The organism is Streptomyces fradiae ATCC 10745 = DSM 40063, assembly GCF_008704425.1.
Lineage (GTDB): Bacteria > Actinomycetota > Actinomycetes > Streptomycetales > Streptomycetaceae > Streptomyces > Streptomyces fradiae.
Map to the genome: position 1 here is coordinate 2,027,969 of NZ_CP023696.1, position 19,821 is coordinate 2,047,789.

A 19,821-nucleotide genomic window follows, 5' to 3' on the forward strand; every position below is an offset into this window, starting at 1 on the left:
ATTCTCGAGACGCCCGGGCGTACGCCGGTGTCTCTGCTCGGGTCGACGTCGGATCGATACGTAGGCTCCATGGTCCCACGGGCGGGGACGGGCGCTCGGTTTGGGCCGCTCGAAGCGCTGCTGGTAGCCTGGGTAGCTGTGTCTCGTGGCCCTCTCAGCAGCGTGGCACACATCGAGGAATCCTTACGAACCTGAAAAGGCTCTTTCGTGGCGAACATCAAGTCCCAGATCAAGCGGAACAAGACGAACGAGAAGGCGCGCCTGCGCAACAAGGCCGTCAAGTCGTCGATCAAGACCGCGATCCGCAAGGCCCGTGAGGCCGCTGCCTCCGGCGACGTCGAGAAGGCCACCGCGGCCGCTCGCGAGGCGTCCCGCAAGCTCGACAAGGCCGCCTCCAAGGGCGTCATCCACAAGAACGCCGCCGCCAACAAGAAGTCGGCGCTGGCGTCCAAGCTGGCCGCCGTCCAGGGCTGAGCTTCCCCCATACCGGGGACACCGTTCCCGGAACCGGCCGGAACCCCACGGGCCTGCGCCCCGGGGTGACGGACCGGGCGACTTGATCGCCGGGAGGGATCCAGCGGGCCCTCTCAACCACGCTCCCACCCGGCACCCCCGAGCCCGTACGCGGCCTGCGTTCGCCACGCGGGTACGGGCTCACACCGAACGTCCCGAAGGCCCCGGCCCCGTCTTTCCCCAGACGGAGCCGGGGCCTTCGGCATGCGGACATCCGCCGGGGCACCAGGGCGCCGGGCCGTCCCCGGCGCCCCGGCGCCCCGCGGGGGAGGCAGGCCGGTCGCGGGGATGACGGCGGGATCACGGCGGGACGGCGGGCACCGCCGCCAGGACACCGCAGCTCGAACGGCCGCCCGACCGCGCTCGGGACCGCGACCGTACGGGCACCAGCGGCGGGGCGGCACCCCGCCGCGACCGCTCGGCACCGGAAGCCCTACGGCGTGGCGCACCGCGGCGAACGAGCCCGCCGGCGAACCGGCCGCACGGCGAAGGTCCCCGAAGGCGAACGAGCCCGCCGGCGTCGGTCACGCTGCGACGCCCACCCGGTATCGGCCGCCCGGCGACGGCGGCCCGGCGGCGGCGGCCCGGCGGCGGCGGCCCGGCGGCGACCGGGAGGCGACCGGGAGGCGACGGTGTCTGGCAGCCGGCGGCGTCACGCAAGCGGCGGCCGCACATCCCCACCCCACCGACCCCGAGCGGCGGCAGCCCCGCGCGAGCACGCGCGGCGCACGGACCACGAGGCATCCGCACGCGAGCCGGTGGACCGGAGGCGTCCACCCGCGAACCGGTGGACCGGACGAGACACCGCGCCCCGGTCCGAACCCCGCGCCCCCGGTCCGGCCCCCGCACCCCTGGTCCGAGTCCCCGCGCTCAGCGGCGCGAACGAGCCGCCCGCGCGATGGTGACGACGGCCTTCTCCAGGGCGTACTCGGGGTCGTCGCCGCCGCCCTTGACCCCGGCGTCGGCCTCGGCGACCGCGCGCAGCGCGACGGCGACCCCGTCCGGCGTCCATCCGCGCATCTGCTGCCGGACGCGGTCGATCTTCCACGGCGGCATGCCCAGCTCGCGCGCGAGGTCGGCGGGGCGTCCGCCCCGTGCGGAGGACAGCTTGCCGATGGCGCGCACTCCCTGCGCCAGCGCGCTGGTGATCAGCACGGGCGCCACCCCGGTCGCGAGGGACCAGCGCAGCGCCTCCAGGGCCTCTGCGGCCCGTCCCTCCACGGCCCGGTCGGCGACGTTGAAGCTGGACGCCTCGGCCCGGCCCGTGTAGTAGCGCCCGACGACCGCCTCGTCGATCGTGCCCTCCACATCGGCGGTGAGCTGGGAGACCGCACTGGCGAGCTCCCGGAGGTCACTGCCGATCGCGTCCACGAGCGACTGGCACGCCTCGGGCGTCGCCGACCGGCCCAGCGCCCTGAACTCCTGCCGCACGAACGTCAGTCGCTCAGCCGGCTTGGTGGTCTTGGGACACGCCACCTCGCGGGCACCGCCCTTGCGGGCGGCATCCAGCAGGCCCTTGCCCTTGGCACCGCCGGGGTGCACGAGGACCAGGCTGATGTCCTCCACCGGTGCGGCGATGTACGCCTTCAGGTCCTTGACCGTGTCCGCCGACAGGTCCTGGGCGTTGCGCACGATCAGGACCTTGCGCTCGGCGAACAGCGACGGGCTCGTCAGCTCGGCGAGCCCGCCGGGCTGGAGCTGGTCGGCGGTCATGTCGCGCACGTCCGTGTCGGCGTCGGCGGCTCGCGCCGCCGCCACCACGTGCTGCACGGCACGGTCCAGCAGCAGGTCCTCCTGGCCCACGGCCAGGGTGACGGGGGCGAGCGGGTCGTCGTTCGGGTTCTTGGCAGCCATCGCCCCCAGCATCCCACGCCCCACCGACACGCCGGCCGGCCGTGGCACCGTCCCCGGAGCGGTCAGGGCCCCCGGCGTACCCCACTGCGGAACTCCGTCACCGCGCGTATCCGACTCGTCTGGCCGGACAGCCGGCCCTCGGCCTTCCGCCCCGTCATGTTCTCCGCGGTCCTGCGAGAGGGCCTCCGGCCTCCGGGCACCCCTCCGGATCCCCCGCACCTCCGGTTCCTCGGCCGCCTTCCCTTCCTACGCCCCGCAGGTCCTACGCCCCGCAGGCCGGCTCGCTCGCTCTACGGCTCCTCGCGCCAGCCGTCCCACTCGGCGGCGAAGGCGTCGAGCTCGGCGGCGGACAGGCGGCCGTCCGGGTCCTCGATCACCAGGAGCCACTGGGCGTCCTCGGCGTCGTCCTCACCCGCGAGGGCGTCGCGCACGAGCTGGGGTTCCTCGTGCGTCCCGAACCGGGCGCCGAGCTCCTCGGCAGCCTCCTCGGCCGCGTCCCGGTCCGGCAGGACCAGCACGTGCCTGACGTCGTCGGCACGGTCATCGTCGTTCACTGCGTTCACGGCTCCATTCTTCAACCCCCGCTCCCCCGCCGGACCCGCAGGCCGGCCTGGTGCCCAGGCCCTGCGTCCGGCGCCCGAGGCGCGGCACCGGACCGGCCCCCTACCGTGCGGACGTGATCATCCGTGAACCGGTCCGGGACCGGCAGCAGCGCAGACGGGACGTCCCGCGGCGGCTTGAGGAGGACCTCGACGTGTGGGTGGCGACCGCGTCCTCCTCGGGGGAGCCCGCCCTGGTACCGCTGTCGTTCGTGTGGGACGGCGGCACCCTCCTGATGTCGACGCGGCGGACCAACCCGACCGCCCGGAACCTCACCCCGCGCGGCCGCGTCCGGCTGAGCCTGGGCCACACGCGGGACGTGGTGCTGGTGGACGGCCTCGCCGAGGCGGTCGAGGGCCGGGACCTGCCCGGCGCCTCGGCCGACGCGTTCGCCGCCACACCGGGGTGGGACCCCCGCGACCGCGAACCGCGGTGGGTCTCCCTTCGTGTGACGCCCCGGTCGGTGAAGGCGTGGCGCGAGGAGAACGAACTGCCCGGCCGGCTCCTGATGCGCGACGGCGCCTGGCTCGCCTGGGCCCCAGGCCCCGCCGGCCGGTCCGCGCCTACGGCGGGTGCCGGGCGACCGCCCGCAGGTCCCGCCCGGAGCCGGTCACGGCGACGGCGCCGTGCCGGTCGGTGCGCAGGACCGCTGCGCCCGCCTCGCGAAGGGCGTCGAGCGTACGGGGCGACGGGTGCCCGTACGGGTTGTCCCGCCCCACCGACACGAGGGCGAGCCTGGGCCGGGCCCGCCGCAGCAGTTCCGGGTCCTGGTGCGCCGAACCGTGGTGGGCGACCTTCAGGACGTCCACCCTCGGCAAGGCGGGATGGGCCCGGGACAGTCCACGCTGGGACGGCGGCTCCAGGTCGCCGAGGAGCAGCAGCGTCACTCCGCTCCGGGTGCGGACGAGCAGGGTGACGCTGGCGTCGTTGGCCCCCTCCGGGACGAAGCCCGTGGCGGGCGCGGGCCACAGCACCTGCCAGTCGAGCGGCCCCGCCCGGCGCCGCTCGCCGAGCGCCGCGGGCACGACGGGTACGCGGGCCGCGGCGGCGGTGCGGTGGACGAACGCGGCCTGACCCGGCGGGTCGAGCAGCCCGGTCGTCTGGATCTGCCCCACGGATCGTCCGCGCAGCACCCCCGGCAACCCCGCCACGTGGTCGGCGTGGAAGTGGGTGAGCAGCACGAGCGGCACACGGGTCACGCCCAGGTCCCGCAGGCAGCGGTCGACCGGCTCCGGGTCCGGCCCGGCGTCCACCACCACGGCCGTACCGTCCCCCGCGGCGAGGGCCGTGGCGTCGCCCTGCCCCACGTCGCACATCGCGAACACCCAGCCGGGCGGCGGCCAGCCGGTCACGACCCGCACCAGCGGCACCGGCCGCACCACGGCGACGACCAGCATCACGGCGCAGCCGGCGGCCAGCCACCGGCGGTACGGCAGCCGGCGCACGACCAGCAGCAGCGCCCCTGTGGCGACGGCGAGCAGCAACCCGCCCCGCCAGCCGTCCGGCCAGGCCGCCTCCGCGCCGGGCAGCGACGCCCCGGTCCGGGCGACGGACGCCACCCAGCCGGCCGGCACGGCAGCGCCATCCGCGAGCAGCCGGGCCAGGGGCATGGACAGCGGGGCCGCCGCCAGGGCGGCGAAACCGAGCACCGTGGCCGGTGCCACCGCCAGTTCGGCGAGCAGGTTGCACGGGATCGCGACCAGGCTCACCCGCGCGGCGAGGGCGGCCACCACCGGGGCGCAGACGGCCTGCGCGGCGGCCGCCGCGGCCACGGCCTCCGCGAGGCGCGGCGGGAGGCCGCGCGCCTGGAGGGCGGCGCTCCATCGGGGGGCGATCGTGAGGAGCGCCCCCGTCGCCAGGACGGACAGCAGGAAACCGGGGCTGCGGGCCAGCCACGGATCGTAGAGCACCAGCAGCAGTACGGCCCCGGCGAGTGCCGGGAGCAGGGACCTGCGGCGCCCGGTGCCGATCGCGAGCAGGGTGATCAGGCCGCACGCGGCGGCGCGCAGCACGCTCGGCTCCGGCCTGCACACCACCACGAACGCCAGCGTCAGCACTCCGCCCAGCAGCGCCGTCGTCCGCAGCGACACCCCCAGCCGGGGCGCCAGCCCGCCCCGTTCCGCGCTGGAAGCTCTTCCGGCCGGTCCGATCAGCAGGATCAGGACGATCGTCAGGTTGCTGCCGGATACGGCGAGGAGATGGGTGAGGTCCGTGGCCTCGAACGCCCTGCGCAGGTCCTCCGGGATCCGTGAGGTGTCGCCCACCACGAGGCCGGGCAGCAGTGACCGGGCGTCGGGCGGCAGTCCGTCGGTCGCCTCACGCAGCCCGGCGCGCAGGTCGCCTGCCGTTCGGTGCAGGGCACTGGGCCCTCCGACGGCGCGGGGCGGTCCGGTGTCGGCGTACAGCACGGCGGCGAACGGGTCGCCGGTGCCGCGGGGTGGCGACAGCCGCCCCGTCACCTGGAGCACCGTGGACGGCAGCAGCCGCAGCCAGGCCCCGTCCGAAGGGCCTTGCCCGCCCGTCCGCGCCATCAGGAGGACCGGGGTGCGCACGCGTGTCGCCGTCCCGTCCGGCGCCGTCACCCGCGTCACCTCGGCGTTCAGGACGATGGTCGGCGGGGCGGCCCGGCTGCCCCGCACGCGGGGGACGACCGGCCGCGGATCGGAGCGGACTGTCACCTCGGCCGTGACCCTCGCGTGCTCCCGCGCCAGGGCGGGGACAGGCCCCCTCCGCAGGTCCGCCCCGTGCAGCCCGGCCGACGCGGCCCCGGCGGCGGCGCAGAGCAGAACCGCGGCGAACGCGGTGGCGCCACCCCTCCACCGTCCGCCCGGCGCGGAGACGGGAACCGTCATCCCGGGTCCGCCCGGCGCCACCCGTCCCGTCGCGCCGCCCGCAGGAGCCGGTCCCATCAGACCCGCAGGAGCCGGAGCCGTGCCCGGCGCGGATGCAGAAGCCGGCCTCCCGCGCGACGCGGATGACGAAGCCGGCCTCCCGCGCGACGCGGATGACGAAGCCGGCCTCCCGCCCGGCGCGTACGGTGAGGTCGCTGCCCGCCGAGCGGACGTGATGTCCGGCCTTCCCGCCGAGCCGTGCGCACGAGCCCGGTCGGCTCCGGGCCCATCCACCACGAGGCCCCTCGTCCGCTCCGGCGCACGGGTGCGCCGGCTGCGTAGCAGGAGGGTCGCGGCCCCGACGCCGCACAGGAGGACGCCGGTCATGGTCCACCAGCCGGGAAGGCTCAGCGCGACCGCCGCCGCCGCCCACGCCGCCAGCGCCGGAACCACGAGCCGCAGGTCGACGGGGCCTTCAGCGGGGGCATCCACCACGCTCGCTCCGACCTCCTCGCCCACCGCCCCCGCTCCGACCTCCTCCTCGCCCACCGCCCCCGCACGGGGCGCCCCTTCGCCCACCGACCCCGCGCCGACCGCCGCCTCACCCGCGCTGCCCGCGTCCGGCGCCCCCCGGCTCACCGCCCCGCGAGCAGCGGCACGTGTACCGGGAAGCGGCGCGGAACCGGCCGTGCCGAGCGCGGCCGAGGGCGCCCGACGGCCCGTCACAGCCGTACGCGGGGCTGGAGGTCGGCGAAGCGGCGGGCGCCGATGCCGCGCACGTCCCGCAGCTCCTCCACCGACCGGAACCCGCCCTGCCGGGTGCGGTGCTCGACGATCTGGCGGGCGAGGACCGGCCCCACTCCGGGCAGTGTGTCCAACTGCTCGACGGTGGCGGTGTTGAGGCTCACCGGACCTTCGACCGCCGTGCCGTCCGCTGTCTGCGGGGCCGCCACCGGCAGGGCACCGGGTGGTGCGGCGGTCGCCGGGACTCCGACCAGTACGTGCTCCCCGTCCACGAGGAGACGCGCCCGGTTGAGCCCGGTCGTGTCCGTACCGGGCGGGACGCCGCCGGCCGCCTGGATCGCGTCGACGACGCGGGCCCCCGAGGGAAGCCGCAGGACGCCCGGCCGCCTCACCTTGCCGCTCACGTCCACGACGACCACCGCCGCGGGCGCGTCCGCGCCCGGCGGCGAGCCGGACGGCGGGACAGGCTGAGGGGCGGGCTGCCGGGCGGATGCCGACCCGGTCGCCCCCGCGGGGGCGGCCACCACGGCCGGGGGCTTCCCGACCACTTCGGGCGCGCGCACGGTCTCGGGCCGGCCGGCCCAGAACGAGCGGCCGGCGAACACGGCGCCCATGACCAGGACGACGGCCAGCGCACCCAGCGTCCGCCGTTCCAGTCCGCACCGGGACTGGACCCAGACGGGTAACCGGTCGCGCAGCGCGTACCGCCACTCCCGGATGCGCCCCGCCGGGGCGGGCGCGGGCGGCACCCGCGGGGCCGCCGGCGCCTCCCGGGACGGCGGCTCCACGGCCATCCGCCGGTACGGCGACGGGTCGCTCGCCGCCATCACCGCCTCCGCCCTGTCTCTCATCACCGCCTCCGCCCTGTCTCTCGGGTCCGGGGCGGGCGGTGCGGTGGTACGCGCCAGCGGGTCACCGGCCCGGTGCCTGCCCCGGCCCGCCCCCGTGGCGCGCCTACGCACCCTGCTGTCCGTGCCCCTGGCCCGGCCGGGCCCGCTCGTCGCTCCGGCCACCGTCCTCCGCCGGGGCGGTGGGGAGTCGTGTGGCCGCGAGGGCGCAGGCGTCCCCGGACGGTGCGGCGAACCCGTCGGACCGGCGGAGGAGTTCGGCGAACCGACGGCTCCCGAACCACTCCGTACACGAGTGGCCGCAGAAGTCCGGACGGCGCCGAGCGCCTCGAACGAGCCCGTCGCCGAAGTGGTCGCGGAAGGGATCGGGACAGAGGCCGGGGAAGCGGCCGAGGCGGGGTACCGGAAAGCGGCCGGGGAAGAGGTCGCGGAAGAAGCCGGGGAAGGGGCCGGGGTTGCCGTCACGGAGTGTGTTTCTGTCGTCATGGCATCGACGCTAGACACATCCGTGCGATTCCGGGGACCTGGGACGATTTCCGTGGATAACCCGGCAGTTGTGGATAACTCGGCCACTCGAACGAGTGAGATCGTGCGGTTACCGCTGGGAGACGACCACGCCGAGCAGCCCCGGTCCGGTGTGCGCGCCGATCACCGCACCGACCTCGCTGACATGCAGGTCGGCCAGGCCGGGGACGCGGTCGCGCAGATGTCCGGCCAGGGTGTCCGCCCGTTCGGCGGCGGAGAGATGGTGCACGGCGATGTCGACCGACGCGTGTCCGGCCCGTTCCACCGCGATCTCCTCGAGGCGGGCGATGGCCCTCGACGCGGTGCGCACCTTCTCCCTCGGTTCGATGCGCCCGCCGCTCAGCTCCAGCAGCGGCTTGACCGCGAGTGCCGAGCCGAGCAGCGCACGGGCCGGACCGATGCGCCCGCCCCGCCGCAGATAGTCGAGCGTGTCGACGTAGAAGTAGGCGGACGTCCCGGAGGCTCGCTTCTCCGCCGCCGCGACCACCTCGTCCAGGCCGCAGTCCGCCCGCGCGGCCTCGGCCGCGGCGACGGCGCAGAATCCGAGCGCCATGGCGACCATGCCCGTGTCCACGACCCGCACGGGCACGGGCGCCTCCCGCGCCGCGAGCAGGGCGGCCTCGTACGTGCCGGACAGCTCGGCCGACAGGTGCAGGGAGACGATTCCGGCCGCTCCCGCCTCGGCGATCTCCCGGTAGCGGGCGGCGAACGTCTCCGGGCTGGGCCGGGACGTGGTGACGGAGTGGCGCTTCTGCAGCGCCTGGGCGAGCGAGCGGGCCGAGATCTCGGTGCCCTCCTCCAGGGCCCGGTCACCGATCACGACCGTCAGCGGCACCGCGCTGATACCGTGCCGCTCCATCGCCTGCGGCGGCAGATAGGCCGTGGAATCGGTGACGATCGCGACATGGCGGGACATGACCGGGAGGTTACCCGCAGGCGGCGCCCGAGGGCAGCCCAGGGCTGGCTCACCCCGTCGCCGCTCCTGGCCGGGCGGCCCTCTCCGTGGCCGATCGGCACACCCCCGTGCCCGTCCGCCGGGCGCCCCCGCGCCCGATCCGCCGCGGCCCACGACGTCGTCCGTCCGCAGGACCCACGCGAGGGGCTTCCGCGTTCGCCAGGCTTGTCAGGTGGTGGTCTCGGGCCGTGCCGACTTCTGCCACGGGTAACCGGCGCCGAGGCGCGGGTCACGTGCGGTGATGGCCGGCCGGTCCGCGTCGTCCCGGCCGCTTCCGGAGGCAGGGCGCGCGTCCTCCGGGGCGTCCTCGCCGGTGGACTGCCCGGAAGGCCATACCTGGGTGGGCGTGTGTCCAGGGGCGGGGTCCGGCCACGGCGTACGCGACCGGTCGTGGGCGGACTGCGCGGTCGGCTCCGCGCCCGCCCGCCGGCCGGGGGCGGCGGCCGGCCCGTGCTCCCCGTGGTCCGCCCGCCGGGCAGGATCGGCGTCGGGGGCGGCGTCCGACCAATGGCGGAGGGCGCCGGCCTCCACGTCGATCTGGGCGCTGAGCACGTCCAGGTCGTCCTGGGCGAACCGCTGGGCGCGGTCCCTCGCGGCCCATCGCAGGGAGTCGGCCGAGTCCGTGATGCGGCGCGTGCGCTCCCGCAGCTCGTCCAGCCGCCGGGCGACCGTGGTCTTGTCGGGGTCCCGTTCCAGCCGCCTCAGCTCCTCGTCCAGCTCGTGGCCGTGGGCGCTGAGCCGTCGGAACAGGTCCAGCGACTCCCGGAGCGAGGCGTCCTCCGGCGCTCCCGCCTCCAGCGCGACCTGGGTGGCGCGCATGGAGGTGCGCAGGGACAGGCGCAGCTGTGCCAGCTCGCCCGCGACACCGCCCTGCCCGTAGCTCTTGGCGCGGAGCGTGGTGTCCTCCACCGTACGCCTGGCCTGGTCGAGGGTGCGGTCCACACCGCGCTTGGCCGCCTTGACGACCTTCACGCCGGCGTACACGCCGAGCGCGACGATGGCGACGAAAAGCAGAGCCAGGATCACGATCGCCTCTGTCATGGAGTCCCCTCGTCGTCATGTGCTGTCTCCACCGTAAACGCCGAGGGGCAGGCTGGGGGTTCCGGGAACCCCCCAACCTGCCCCTAGGGGACGAATCCGGGTCGCCGTCACGCGGCGCTCCCGGTGCCCGGTCAGGCCGGGACGACGTTCACCAGCTTCGGCGCTCGGGCGATGACCTTGCGGATGCCCGCGCCGCCCAGGGCCGCGACGACCGCCGGGTCGGCCAGCGCGAGGGCTTCCAGCTCCGCGTCCGTGATGGACGGGGAGACCTCCAGACGCGCCTTGACCTTGCCCTTGATCTGGACGACGCAGGTCACGGTCTCGTCCACGACGTAGGCGGGGTCGGCGACGGGGAAGTCCTGGTGGACCACGGAGTCCGTGTGGCCCAGCCTGCGCCACAGTTCCTCGGCGATGTGCGGGGCCAGCGGGGCGACCAGCAGGACGAGCTGCTCGGCGACCGTCCGGGGAACGGCGCCGCCCGCCTTCGTCAGATGGTTGTTCAGCTCGGTGATCTTGGCGATGGCGGTGTTGAAGCGCATCGCGGCCATGTCCTGCGAGACGCCGTCGATGGCCTTGTGCAGGGCCCGCAGGGTGTCCTCGCCGGGCTCGGCGTCGACGACGGTGACCTCGCCGGTCGACTCGTCGACGATGTTGCGCCACAGCCGCTGCAGCAGCCGGTACTGGCCGACCACCGCGCGCGTGTCCCAGGGGCGGGACACGTCCAGGGGGCCCATGGCCATCTCGTACAGGCGCAGGGTGTCGGCGCCGTACTCGGCGCAGATCTCGTCCGGGGTGACGGCGTTCTTCAGGGACTTGCCCATCTTGCCCAGGACGCGGCCGACCTTCTCGCCCTGGTACCAGAACGCACCGTCGCGCTCCTCGACCTCGGCGGCGGGGACGGCGATGCCGCGCGCGTCGCGGTACACGTACGCCTGGATCATGCCCTGGTTGAACAGCCGGTGGAACGGCTCGGCTGACGAGACGTGGCCCAGGTCGTAGAGGACCTTCGACCAGAACCGGGCGTACAGCAGGTGCAGCACGGCGTGCTCGGCACCGCCGACGTACAGGTCGACACCGCCGTGCGGCATGCCGTCGCGCGGGCCCATCCAGTACCGCTCGATGTCCGGGTCGACGAGCTTGCCGCCGTTGTGCGGGTCCAGGTAGCGCAGCTCGTACCAGCAGGAGCCCGCCCAGTTGGGCATCGTGTTGGTCTCGCGGCGGTACCGCTTGGGTCCGTCGCCCAGGTCCAGGGTGACGTCGACCCAGTCCTCGTTGCGGGAGAGCGGGGTCTCGGGCTGCGTGTCGGCGTCGTCCGGGTCGAAGGTGCGCGGCGCGTAGTCCTCCACCTCGGGCAGCTCCAGCGGCAGCATCGACTCGGGCAGCGCGTGCGCGACGCCGTCCTCGTCGTAGACGATGGGGAAGGGCTCGCCCCAGTACCGCTGGCGGCTGAAGAGCCAGTCGCGCAGGCGGTAGTTGACGGTGCCCTCGCCGATGCCGCGGGACTCCAGCCAGCGGGTGATCCCGGCCTTGGCCTCGACGACGCCCAGGCCGTCCAGGGACACCTCGTCGTTGGACGACGCGATGATCTTCGCGTCGTACGAGTCGAAGGCGTCGTCCCAGGCGGCCGGGTCCGTGCCGCGGCCGTCGCCCGGCTCGACGACGCAGCGCATGGGCAGGTCGAAGGCGCGGGCGAAGGCGAAGTCGCGGGTGTCGTGCGCCGGGACGGCCATGATGGCGCCCGTGCCGTAGCCCATCAGCACGTAGTCGGCGATGAAGACGGGGACCCGCTCGCCGCTGACGGGGTTGACGGCGTGGGCGCCGGTGAAGACGCCGGTCTTCTCCTTGGCGTCGGCCTGCCGCTCCACGTCGGACTTGGCGGCGGCCTGCTTGCGGTACGCGTCGACGGCGAGCGCCGGGGTGGCGTGCCCGCCGGTCCACAGCGCGGGGGTGCCGGCCGGCCAGGCGTCCGGGACGATCGTGTCGACCAGGTCGTGCTCGGGGGCCAGCACCATGTAGGTGGCGCCGAACAGGGTGTCGGGGCGCGTGGTGAAGACGGTGATCGCGTCCTCGCCGACCGGGAAGTCGACGCGGGCGCCCTCGGAGCGGCCGATCCAGTTGCGCTGCTGCAGCTTGATCGCGTCGGGCCAGTCCAGCGCGTCCAGGTCCTCCAGCAGGCGGTCCGCGTAGGCGGTGATGCGCATGTTCCACTGGCGCAGCTTCGCCTTGAAGACGGGGAAGTTGCCGCGCTCGGAGCGGCCGTCGGCGGTGACCTCCTCGTTGGCCAGGACGGTGCCCAGGCCGGGGCACCAGTTGACCGGCGCGTCGGAGGCGTACGCCAGGCGGTACCCGCTCAGCACGTCGGCCCGCTCGGCGGCGGTCAGCTCGCCCCACGCGCGCGTGGTGCCCGGTACGGCGCGCTCACCGCTCTCGAACTGGCCGACCAGGTCCGCGATGGGGCGGGCCTTGCGGGCGTCCTCGTCGTACCAGCTGTTGAAGATCTGCAGGAAGATCCACTGGGTCCACTTGTAGTAGTCCGGGTCGATCGTGGCGAACGACCGGCGCTTGTCGTGGCCCAGGCCCAGTCGGCGCAGCTGCGCCTTCATGTTCTCGATGTTCGCCTCGGTGGACACGCGCGGGTGCGTGCCCGTCTGGACGGCGTACTGCTCGGCGGGCAGGCCGAAGGCGTCGAAGCCCAGCGTGTGCAGGACGTTGTGGCCGGTCATGCGCTGGTACCGGGCGTAGACGTCGGTGGCGATGTACCCCAGCGGGTGGCCGACGTGCAGCCCCGCTCCGGACGGGTACGGGAACATGTCCATGATGAACTTCTTCGGCCGGGCGACCGTCTGCGGGTCGCCGGCCAGGTCACCGCTCGGGTTCGGCGCCGCGTACGTCCCCTCGGCGTCCCAGAAGTCCTGCCAGCGTGCCTCGATGTCGGCCGCCATGGCCGCCGTGTAACGATGCGGGGCCGCCGACTCGGCAGCCGGATTCGTCTCGGTCATGATTCTCTGAAGCTCCATCGATCGTCTCTGCGTCGCTGCCGTCGCCGCGCCCCGATCCCGTCGGCGCGGCGAAATGAAAAAGCCCCTCGCACAGGAGGGGACGCCGCGCCGATTCCGAGCGGATCTCTCATCCGCCGGCACTGATCAGCGCGGCTCGCTAAGCAGGAGGCGTACGGCACGCATGGCGTCAGGGTACAGCAGGGCCCCCGCACGACGCATCGCGCCGTCCGCCACCCGGACACGTACCGTCGCGCGGCTGTCGCCGTGCGCGCTTCCGCGCCCTCCGCGCCTTCCGCGGAGCGGCCGGCCGACGTCATGCGCCGGCATGCGGGAGACGGGTGCTGACATGCGAGAAGCGGGCCACCCGACCGGGTGGCCCGCTTCTCGGGCTGTGGAGCTAAGGAGAATTGAACTCCTGACCTCTTGCATGCCATGCAAGCGCTCTACCAACTGAGCTATAGCCCCTTGCGGTGTATCGCCTGCCGGGCTTTCCTTGCGGGCTTCCCTCGCGGCGACACAGAGAACACTACACGGTCCCCCCGGTGAATCACCAAATCGGTTCTCCCCCTCTCGGCCCGCCCGGTCGCGAGGGGCGGTAGCGTCGGCGCATGTGACCGCGACCGCGACCGCCCGCACCCGCGTCCGGAGCCTGCCGCTGGCCGCTCTGGGCACCTGTCTGCTGTCCTTCGCCTGCTTCTGGGTGGCGCAGCGGGCGGCCCATGTGTCGATGCTGGACCTGTCGGTGTACCGGGCCGAGGGGGCGACCGCCCTGGCGGGCGGCGACCTGTACGCGATGCGCGCCACGTCGGCGAACCTCCCGATGACGTATCCGCCGTTCGCCGCGCTGCTGTTCACACCGCTGACCCTGGTCGGCGTGCCGGAGATGCGGACGCTGGCCACGCTGCTGAACCTGCTGCTGCTGGTCGCGCTGGCGCGGCTGTCGCTGCGTCTGGTGGTGTCGCTCGGACCGGCCGCCCCGCTCCGGGGCGGGGCGTTCTGGACCCGGCCGGGGGCGGCCCTGTGGCTGGCGGCGGTCCTGGTGTGGTGCGAGCCGGTGTGGCAGACCTTCCGGTACGGGCAGATCAACCTGCTCATGGCGGTCGCGGTGCTGTGGGACCTGACGCGACGGGCGGACAGCCGCTGGGTCGGTGTGGGCCTGGGGCTCGCCACTGCGGTGAAGCTCACACCGGGGCTCTTCGTGGTGCTGCTGTTCGTCGTGGGGGTGCTGCGCGCTCGGGGCGACGGCTGGGCAGCGTGGTCGTCGTGGGCGTCGTGGCGGAACGAGTGGCTGCGCAGGGCCACGCGCGCGACGATGGCGTTCCTGCTGGTGACGGTGGTGTCCGCGGTGGTCCTGCCGGACGACTCGCGCCGCTTCTGGACCGAGATGATCTTCGAGACGGGGCGGGTGGGCCGCACCGAGGAGACCGCCAACCAGTCGCTGAGCGGGGTGCTGGCACGACTGCTCCACACGACCGACCCGGGGCTGTGGTGGGTGGTCGCGGCGGCCGTGGTGGGGGTCGCCGGGCTCGCCGTGGCGGCGCTGGCGGCGCTGCGCGGGGACCGGCCGGTGGCGGTGGTGGCGTGTGCCGTCACGGCCCTGCTGGTGAGCCCGATCTCGTGGTCGCACCACTGGGTGTGGTGCGTCCCGGCGCTGGTCCTTCTCGCCACGCGCGTGCGGCCCCGGTGGACGGCCGGGGTGGCGCTGGTGTTCGGGTCCTTCGCCCTGTGGTGGGTGCCGCACGCACCGGCTCCGGTGCGGCTCGAACTGCACCAGAACGGCTGGCAGATGCTCGCGTCCGGCCTCTACACGCTGCTGGGGCTGGCGCTGTTGGGCCTGTTCGCCGTATGGGCGGTCCGGACACCGGCCGGGGACCGGCGTGTTGACGCCGCACCGGCCGGTGGGGGTCGCGGATAGCGCGCCGGGCGCCGTCGGTGCCGCGGGCGCGGCGGGACGGATGGGGCTGGTACCGGTACAGGCCGGACCGGGTCGGCGGGCGGCCGTGCGGGACCGCCGGGCGGGCGGAACGCCGTCAGGCCGTGGCGAACGAGTAGAAGCGCTTGAGGGTGCAGTGCTCGTCGAGCAGGCGCCCGTAGATCGGCTCTCCCTCGAGCTCCCGGTACGTCTCGATGGGGTCACCCTTGATGATCAGCGCCCGCGCGCACTCCTCGCACCAGTACTGGTACTTGGGGTTGACCGGCTCCATGTCGCGGACGATCGGCGTGCCACTGCCACACCAGTCGCACTTCCGCCTGTGTGCACCCATTGATCAGCTCCAGCTGTGGCAGCGGGACGCGCGGACGGGGGTCACGCCGCCCTTGTCACCGGGCATCCGGGCGGCGTTCGGGAATCCGCGGTGGGAAGGGACGAGGCCGTCGCGCGCCCGTGTGGTGGCGAGCCGGGCGGTGGGTCCCCCGGTCCTGCTGGCGGCCATCGCGCACTCCCTCGTCCGGTCCGTAGCCCCCTCCGGCGGTCCGATTCTGCCATGGCCCTGACGTGGCGGGAGCGGTGTCGGGCGACAGGCGGGGGCGGGGGTTCCGGTACGGGTCACCCGGAGGCTGCCCCGGCGGTGCGGGGCGACAAACAGAGATCCCGCCCCCTGGTGGGGACGGGATCCTTGAGTGTGGAGCTAAGGAGAATTGAACTCCTGACCTCTTGCATGCCATGCAAGCGCTCTACCAACTGAGCTATAGCCCCTCGTGTTCTTCGCGCTCCGCGCTGCGAACAAGAAGAACTTTAGCCTGCCACCTGCCCGAAAGTGAAATCCGGGTCAGTCGTCGTCGCCGAGGACCGGCTCGGGGAGCGTGCCGGCGTTGTGCTCCAGCAGCCGCCAGCCCCGTGCGCCCTCCCCCAGGACGGACCAGCAGCAGTTGGACAGACCGCCGAGGCTCTCCCAGCTGTGCGGGGCGAGGCCGAGAAGCCGGCCGATGGTGGTGCGGATCGTGCCGCCGTGGCTGACCACGACCAGCGTGCCGTCCTCGGGCACCTTGGCCGCGTGCTCCAGGACCAGCGGCGCGGCCCGGTCGGCCACCTCGGTCTCCAGCTCGCCGCCGCCCCGCCGGACGGGCTCGCCGCGCTTCCACGCGCGGTACTCGTCGCCGTGGCGGGCGAGGATCTCCTCGTGCGTGAGCCCCTGCCAGACGCCCGCGTACGTCTCGCGGAGCGCGGCGTCGTGGGTGACCGGATGGCCGGTGATCGCGGCGAGCTCGGCGGCCGTGGCCGCGGCCCGCTTCAGGTCGGAGGCGATGATCGCGTCCGGCTTGAGGGCGGCGAGCAGCCGGGCGGCCCGACGTGCCTGGGCGAGCCCCGTCGCCGTCAGTTCGATGTCGGTGCTGCCCTGGAAGCGGCGCTCCAGGTTCCAGGAGGTCTGGCCGTGGCGCCAGAGGACGATGCGGCGGCCCCTGCCGCCCCCGGTGGCGCTCAGCGCAGCTCACCGCCCGTTTCCCCACCGGGCCGCCCGTCGGGGCCGGAAGCCTCGGCGCCGGTGAGCTCGGCGTGCTCGGCGGCCTTCCCGCGGGTCTTCACGGCGTCCTCCGGGAGCGGCAGCTCGGGGCAGTCCTTCCACAGGCGCTCCAGCGCGTAGAAGACCCGCTCCTCGCTGTGCTGCACGTGGACGACGATGTCGACGTAGTCGAGCAGGACCCAGCGGGCCTCGCGGTCGCCCTCGCGGCGCACCGGCTTGGCGCCCAGCTCCTTGTTCAGCCGCTCTTCGATCTCGTCGACGATCGACTTGACCTGGCGGTCGTTGGGCGCGGAGGCGAGCAGGAAGGCATCGGTGATGGACAGCACGTCGCTGACGTCGTACGCGATGATGTCGTGCGCGAGCCGGTCGGCGGCCGCCTGGGCGGCGGCGTTGACAAGCTCGATGGATCGGTCGGTGGCGGTCACAGGCAGGCTTTCGTCGGCGGTCAAGGACACCTCAAGGGTCTCACGTGCCGCCGACAGCCCGGCCAACCGTCATCCGGCCTCGTAGTCCTTGCCCAGGACGACGGTGACCTCGGCGTTCGGCGACGGCTCGCCCTTGCGGACGGCGCTCGGGGGCAGCCCGAGCGTCTTGGCGACCTCCTCGGCCTTGGCCCTCTTCTCCTCGTCCGCGTAGAGGACCTCGGAGGTGCCGGCCGTGCCCTTCGCCCTGCCACCGTCGATCACCGCGTAGCCGCCGTTGACCAGGACGATCCTGGCGGTCTCGGTGCTGTCGTCGTCGCCGCTGGCGTTGCGGACGCCGACCCGGACCACGGAGCCCGCCTCGGGTGCGGTGACGGAGCCGCCGAGGATGTCCTCGACCATGCCCCGGCCGGTGTCCTCGGTGAGCCGCCCGTCCCCCTCCACGGGCAGCAGCGCCGTCTTGTACGCACCGGTCTTGGCGTGCTCGGCGAGCTTCGCCAGCGAGGCCCCGAGGTCCTTCTCCGGAAGGGACGGGTCCAGGATCTGCGCCAGGGACTGCACGGTCACGGTGGCGCTCTCGGGGTCGTCCGACATCTTGCGGAGCACTCCCTGCACGACCTGGCCGAACCGCTGCAGCTGCGCGTCCTCCGACTCTCCCGGGTCCCGGTAGGTGGCGTAGGCGACGGCCGCGCGCCCGTCGAGCGTCTGGTTCTCGCCCTTCCGCACGACCGGCGGGTCGCCCTCCTTGGCCGCGGGCACCTCCGCGTCGGTGGTGAGGTCGACACCGCCGACGAGCTCGACGAGGTTCTCCAGGTAGGGCGTGTCGAGCCGCCAGGTGCCGGTGATCTTCGTGCCGAGGAGGGCGCCGATGGCCTCGCGCGTCCCGGACGAGCCGTCGTCCTCGACGGACTTGCCGAGGGTGGTGGTCGTCCCGTCGTCGTTGGTGACGGCGAGGGCGTTCGGCAGCAGGACGGTGGAGCCCTGCTTGGTGGTGGCGTTGTCGACCAGCAGCGCCGTGGAGGTGGCCTGGTCCTTGGTGTTGTGCAGGTGCAGGACGATCACGTCGCGCTTCTGCGGGCCGGTCGCGGCGGCGCCGCCCTGCTGCGCCTCCCCGCCGGACATGCCGGGCAGCATCCCCGCGTACCAGAGGTAGCCGACGCCGCCGACGAGGGTGAGCGCGAGGACCGCGCAGAGGGCGACGATCCGGTTGCGGCCGCGCCGCTTGGCCTCCTCGCGGCGCTCCGAGCGGCTCTCGGTGAACTTGAGCCAGTCGATGGCGTCCTCGGACTCCTCGTCGGACTCGTCGACGAAGGCGAACTGCTCGGTCCGGTACTCCCCGCCGTCGCTCTTGTCCCGCTCGTTGCGTGCGTCCCCGCGGTCGCGTGCGTCCCCGCGGTCGCCCGGGCGGTGCTCCGGCGGGGACTCGCCGTCGGCCGGTCCGTCCGGCCCGGGTGCGGCGCGGCGCTGCCCGGGCACACCGGCGGGCGCCGCCACCGGGGCGGGCCGCGCCTGCTGCCGGGCGCCGGCTGCCCGCCGGGACCGCGGAGGCGACGCCGAGGGGGCCGTGTCCGGGTCCCGGGGCGCCGGCGCGGTGTGCGGCGGGCCGGCGGACTCGGGCGCGTGCGGGGCCGTGGGTGCCGGCGACGAGGACCGCGGGTGCTGCTCGGTCTGCCACTGCCGGGCGCCGTACGGGTCGTGGACGTCGTGGCCGTGGTGCCCTGGGGGCTGGTAGGCGTAGGGCTGCTGGTCGGCGTGGGGCTGGTGGGCCTCGGGTTGGTGGGCCTGGGGCTGGTGGGCCTGCGGCTGACGCGCCTGGGGCTGGTGGGCCTCGGGTTGGTCGCCGTAGCCCTGGTACCGCTGCTCCTGGGGGTACGCCGACGAGTCGGGGTACTGCTGCGCCTGGGGGTACTGGGGCGCCTGGTGGTACTGGGGTGCCGCCTGGGCGTACGGGTCGTAGTCCCCGTATCCGCCGTGCCCCTGCTGCCGGTGCTCCGGCGCAGCCTCGGGCTGCTGCGCCTGCTCGTGCTGCCGGTACACCGGCTGCCCGTACTCGTCGTAGCCGATGATCTGCGGCTGCTGCGGGTAGTACGGGTCGTACTGGCTGTTCTGGTCCGTCACCGGTGCCCCTCTCCGTCGCTCACTGGCCCCGGTACAGCTGGCGCTTGTCGATGTAGCGCACCACACCGTCCGGCACCAGATACCAGACGGGGTCGCCGTGCGCGACCCGCTCCCGGCAGTCCGACGAGGAGATCGCGAGCGCCGGCACCTCGACGAGGGAGACGCCGCCCTTGGGCAGGCCGTCGTCCGACAGGTCGTGGCCCGGGCGGGTGACGCCGATGAAGTGCGCGAGCGAGAACAACTCCTCGGCGTTGCGCCAGCCCGGCATGATCTGCGACAGCGCGTCGGCGCCGGTGATGAAGAACAGGTCCGTGTCCGGGTTGAGGGCGCGCAGGTCCCGCAGGGTGTCGATGGTGTACGTCGGACCCGCCCGGTCGATGTCGATCCGGCTCACCGAGAACTGGGGGTTCGACGCCGTGGCGATGACCGTCATGAGATAGCGGTCCTCGGCCGGGGACACCGTCTTGTGACTCTTCTGCCAGGGCTGCCCGGTCGGCACGAACACCACTTCGTCCAGATGGAACAGGGCGGCCACCTCGCTGGCGGCCACCAGGTGTCCGTGGTGGATCGGGTCGAACGTCCCACCCATCACGCCCAGGCGGCGCTTGCCGGGACTTCTCGGCACTTCCTGCTCTCCCATGCGTGCAGAGCCTAACGGCACGGCGGTACGGCCTCGTCCCGGCGGTCGCCGGCTCAGCGGTCGCGGTTGAAGCGGGTGGTGATCCAGAGCAGGAGCAGCAGCGCGACGAGGGCGCCGGCGCCGGTCAGGTACGGGTTGAGGCTTTCGTGGTTGCCGCCGTGCTCGGAGCCCTCGGCAAGCGTGACCAGGTGGGCGGCGGCGGTGTGGAGGCTGCTCATCGTGTGTCGGACCTATCCATCGGAGTCGGAGCGGAGACTTCGCGCACATCGT

16 protein-coding genes, 2 tRNA genes and 1 pseudogene are annotated in these 19,821 nt (G+C 74.1%); 3 read left to right on the top strand and 16 right to left on the bottom strand.

Annotated features, from left to right (window positions below):
• Positions 1-207 precede the first annotated feature (207 nt).
• Complete coding sequence (gene rpsT / locus CP974_RS09150) at positions 208-474, top strand: 30S ribosomal protein S20 (RefSeq protein ID WP_031128254.1); 267 nt, start codon at positions 208-210, stop codon at positions 472-474.
• A gap of 909 nt (positions 475-1,383) precedes the next feature.
• Here the strand turns inward: rpsT and holA are convergent.
• Entirely contained in the window at positions 1,384-2,367 is a 984-nt protein-coding gene (gene holA / locus CP974_RS09155) for a DNA polymerase III subunit delta (protein WP_037936347.1), read from the bottom strand.
• 290 nt (positions 2,368-2,657) lie between these two features.
• Complete coding sequence (locus CP974_RS09160; RefSeq protein ID WP_037936346.1) at positions 2,658-2,885, bottom strand: hypothetical protein; 228 nt, start codon at positions 2,883-2,885, stop codon at positions 2,658-2,660.
• 158 nt (positions 2,886-3,043) lie between these two features.
• Between CP974_RS09160 and CP974_RS09165 the strand changes: the two are divergent.
• Positions 3,044-3,496: pseudogene (locus tag CP974_RS09165) on the top strand (pyridoxamine 5'-phosphate oxidase family protein); the annotation flags it as partial.
• A 34-nt stretch (positions 3,497-3,530) separates the two neighbouring features.
• On the opposite strand, the gene CP974_RS09170 reads toward CP974_RS09165, so the two are convergent.
• From CP974_RS09170 to CP974_RS09205, 6 genes are all read right to left on the bottom strand, one after another.
• Positions 3,531-5,819 carry a ComEC/Rec2 family competence protein gene (locus CP974_RS09170; protein ID WP_078915297.1) on the bottom strand — a complete coding sequence of 763 codons (2,289 nt, stop codon included), beginning with the start codon at positions 5,817-5,819 and terminating at the stop codon, positions 3,531-3,533.
• Positions 5,820-6,520: 701 nt separating this feature from the next.
• A complete protein-coding gene (locus CP974_RS30075; protein WP_162530968.1) occupies positions 6,521-7,393 on the bottom strand; it encodes a ComEA family DNA-binding protein in 873 nt (290 codons plus the stop codon).
• Positions 7,394-7,985: 592 nt separating this feature from the next.
• A complete protein-coding gene (locus CP974_RS09185) occupies positions 7,986-8,831 on the bottom strand; it encodes a DegV family protein (protein WP_031128249.1) in 846 nt (281 codons plus the stop codon).
• 207 nt (positions 8,832-9,038) lie between these two features.
• Positions 9,039-9,911 (bottom strand): hypothetical protein, encoded by an 873-nt coding sequence (locus tag CP974_RS09190; protein WP_031128248.1) that lies wholly within the window; start codon positions 9,909-9,911, stop codon positions 9,039-9,041.
• Between the two features lie 131 nt (positions 9,912-10,042).
• Complete coding sequence (leuS, locus tag CP974_RS09195) at positions 10,043-12,910, bottom strand: leucine--tRNA ligase (RefSeq protein ID WP_031128247.1); 2,868 nt, start codon at positions 12,908-12,910, stop codon at positions 10,043-10,045.
• Between the two features lie 392 nt (positions 12,911-13,302).
• Positions 13,303-13,375 (bottom strand) — tRNA-Ala (locus CP974_RS09205).
• 145 nt (positions 13,376-13,520) lie between these two features.
• On the opposite strand from CP974_RS09205, the gene CP974_RS09210 reads away from it, so the two are divergent.
• A complete protein-coding gene (locus tag CP974_RS09210) occupies positions 13,521-14,825 on the top strand; it encodes a glycosyltransferase 87 family protein (protein WP_031128246.1) in 1,305 nt (434 codons plus the stop codon).
• A gap of 115 nt (positions 14,826-14,940) precedes the next feature.
• Here the strand turns inward: CP974_RS09210 and CP974_RS09215 are convergent, their stop codons facing one another.
• From CP974_RS09215 to CP974_RS29575, 8 genes are all read right to left on the bottom strand, one after another.
• Entirely contained in the window at positions 14,941-15,174 is a 234-nt protein-coding gene (locus CP974_RS09215; protein ID WP_031128245.1) for a hypothetical protein, read from the bottom strand.
• A 3-nt stretch (positions 15,175-15,177) separates the two neighbouring features.
• Positions 15,178-15,342 (bottom strand): hypothetical protein, encoded by a 165-nt coding sequence (locus CP974_RS29570; protein WP_162887744.1) that lies wholly within the window; start codon positions 15,340-15,342, stop codon positions 15,178-15,180.
• Positions 15,343-15,532: 190 nt separating this feature from the next.
• A tRNA-Ala gene (locus tag CP974_RS09220) sits at positions 15,533-15,605 on the bottom strand.
• Between the two features lie 73 nt (positions 15,606-15,678).
• The gene (locus CP974_RS09225; RefSeq protein WP_031128244.1) at positions 15,679-16,332 is read right to left on the bottom strand and encodes a histidine phosphatase family protein; all 654 of its coding nucleotides are present in this window, start codon (positions 16,330-16,332) and stop codon (positions 15,679-15,681) included.
• Complete coding sequence (gene rsfS / locus CP974_RS09230) at positions 16,329-16,796, bottom strand: ribosome silencing factor (RefSeq protein WP_051838857.1); 468 nt, start codon at positions 16,794-16,796, stop codon at positions 16,329-16,331. The genes CP974_RS09225 and rsfS overlap by 4 nt, the downstream gene beginning before the upstream one ends.
• A gap of 69 nt (positions 16,797-16,865) precedes the next feature.
• The gene (locus tag CP974_RS09235) at positions 16,866-18,911 is read right to left on the bottom strand and encodes an LCP family protein (protein WP_031128242.1); all 2,046 of its coding nucleotides are present in this window, start codon (positions 18,909-18,911) and stop codon (positions 16,866-16,868) included.
• A gap of 19 nt (positions 18,912-18,930) precedes the next feature.
• Complete coding sequence (gene nadD / locus CP974_RS09240) at positions 18,931-19,551, bottom strand: nicotinate-nucleotide adenylyltransferase (RefSeq protein WP_031128241.1); 621 nt, start codon at positions 19,549-19,551, stop codon at positions 18,931-18,933.
• A gap of 53 nt (positions 19,552-19,604) precedes the next feature.
• On the bottom strand, positions 19,605-19,769 hold the full coding sequence (locus tag CP974_RS29575) for a hypothetical protein (RefSeq protein WP_031128240.1): 165 nt from the start codon (positions 19,767-19,769) through the stop codon (positions 19,605-19,607).
• Positions 19,770-19,821: the final 52 nt, after the last annotated feature.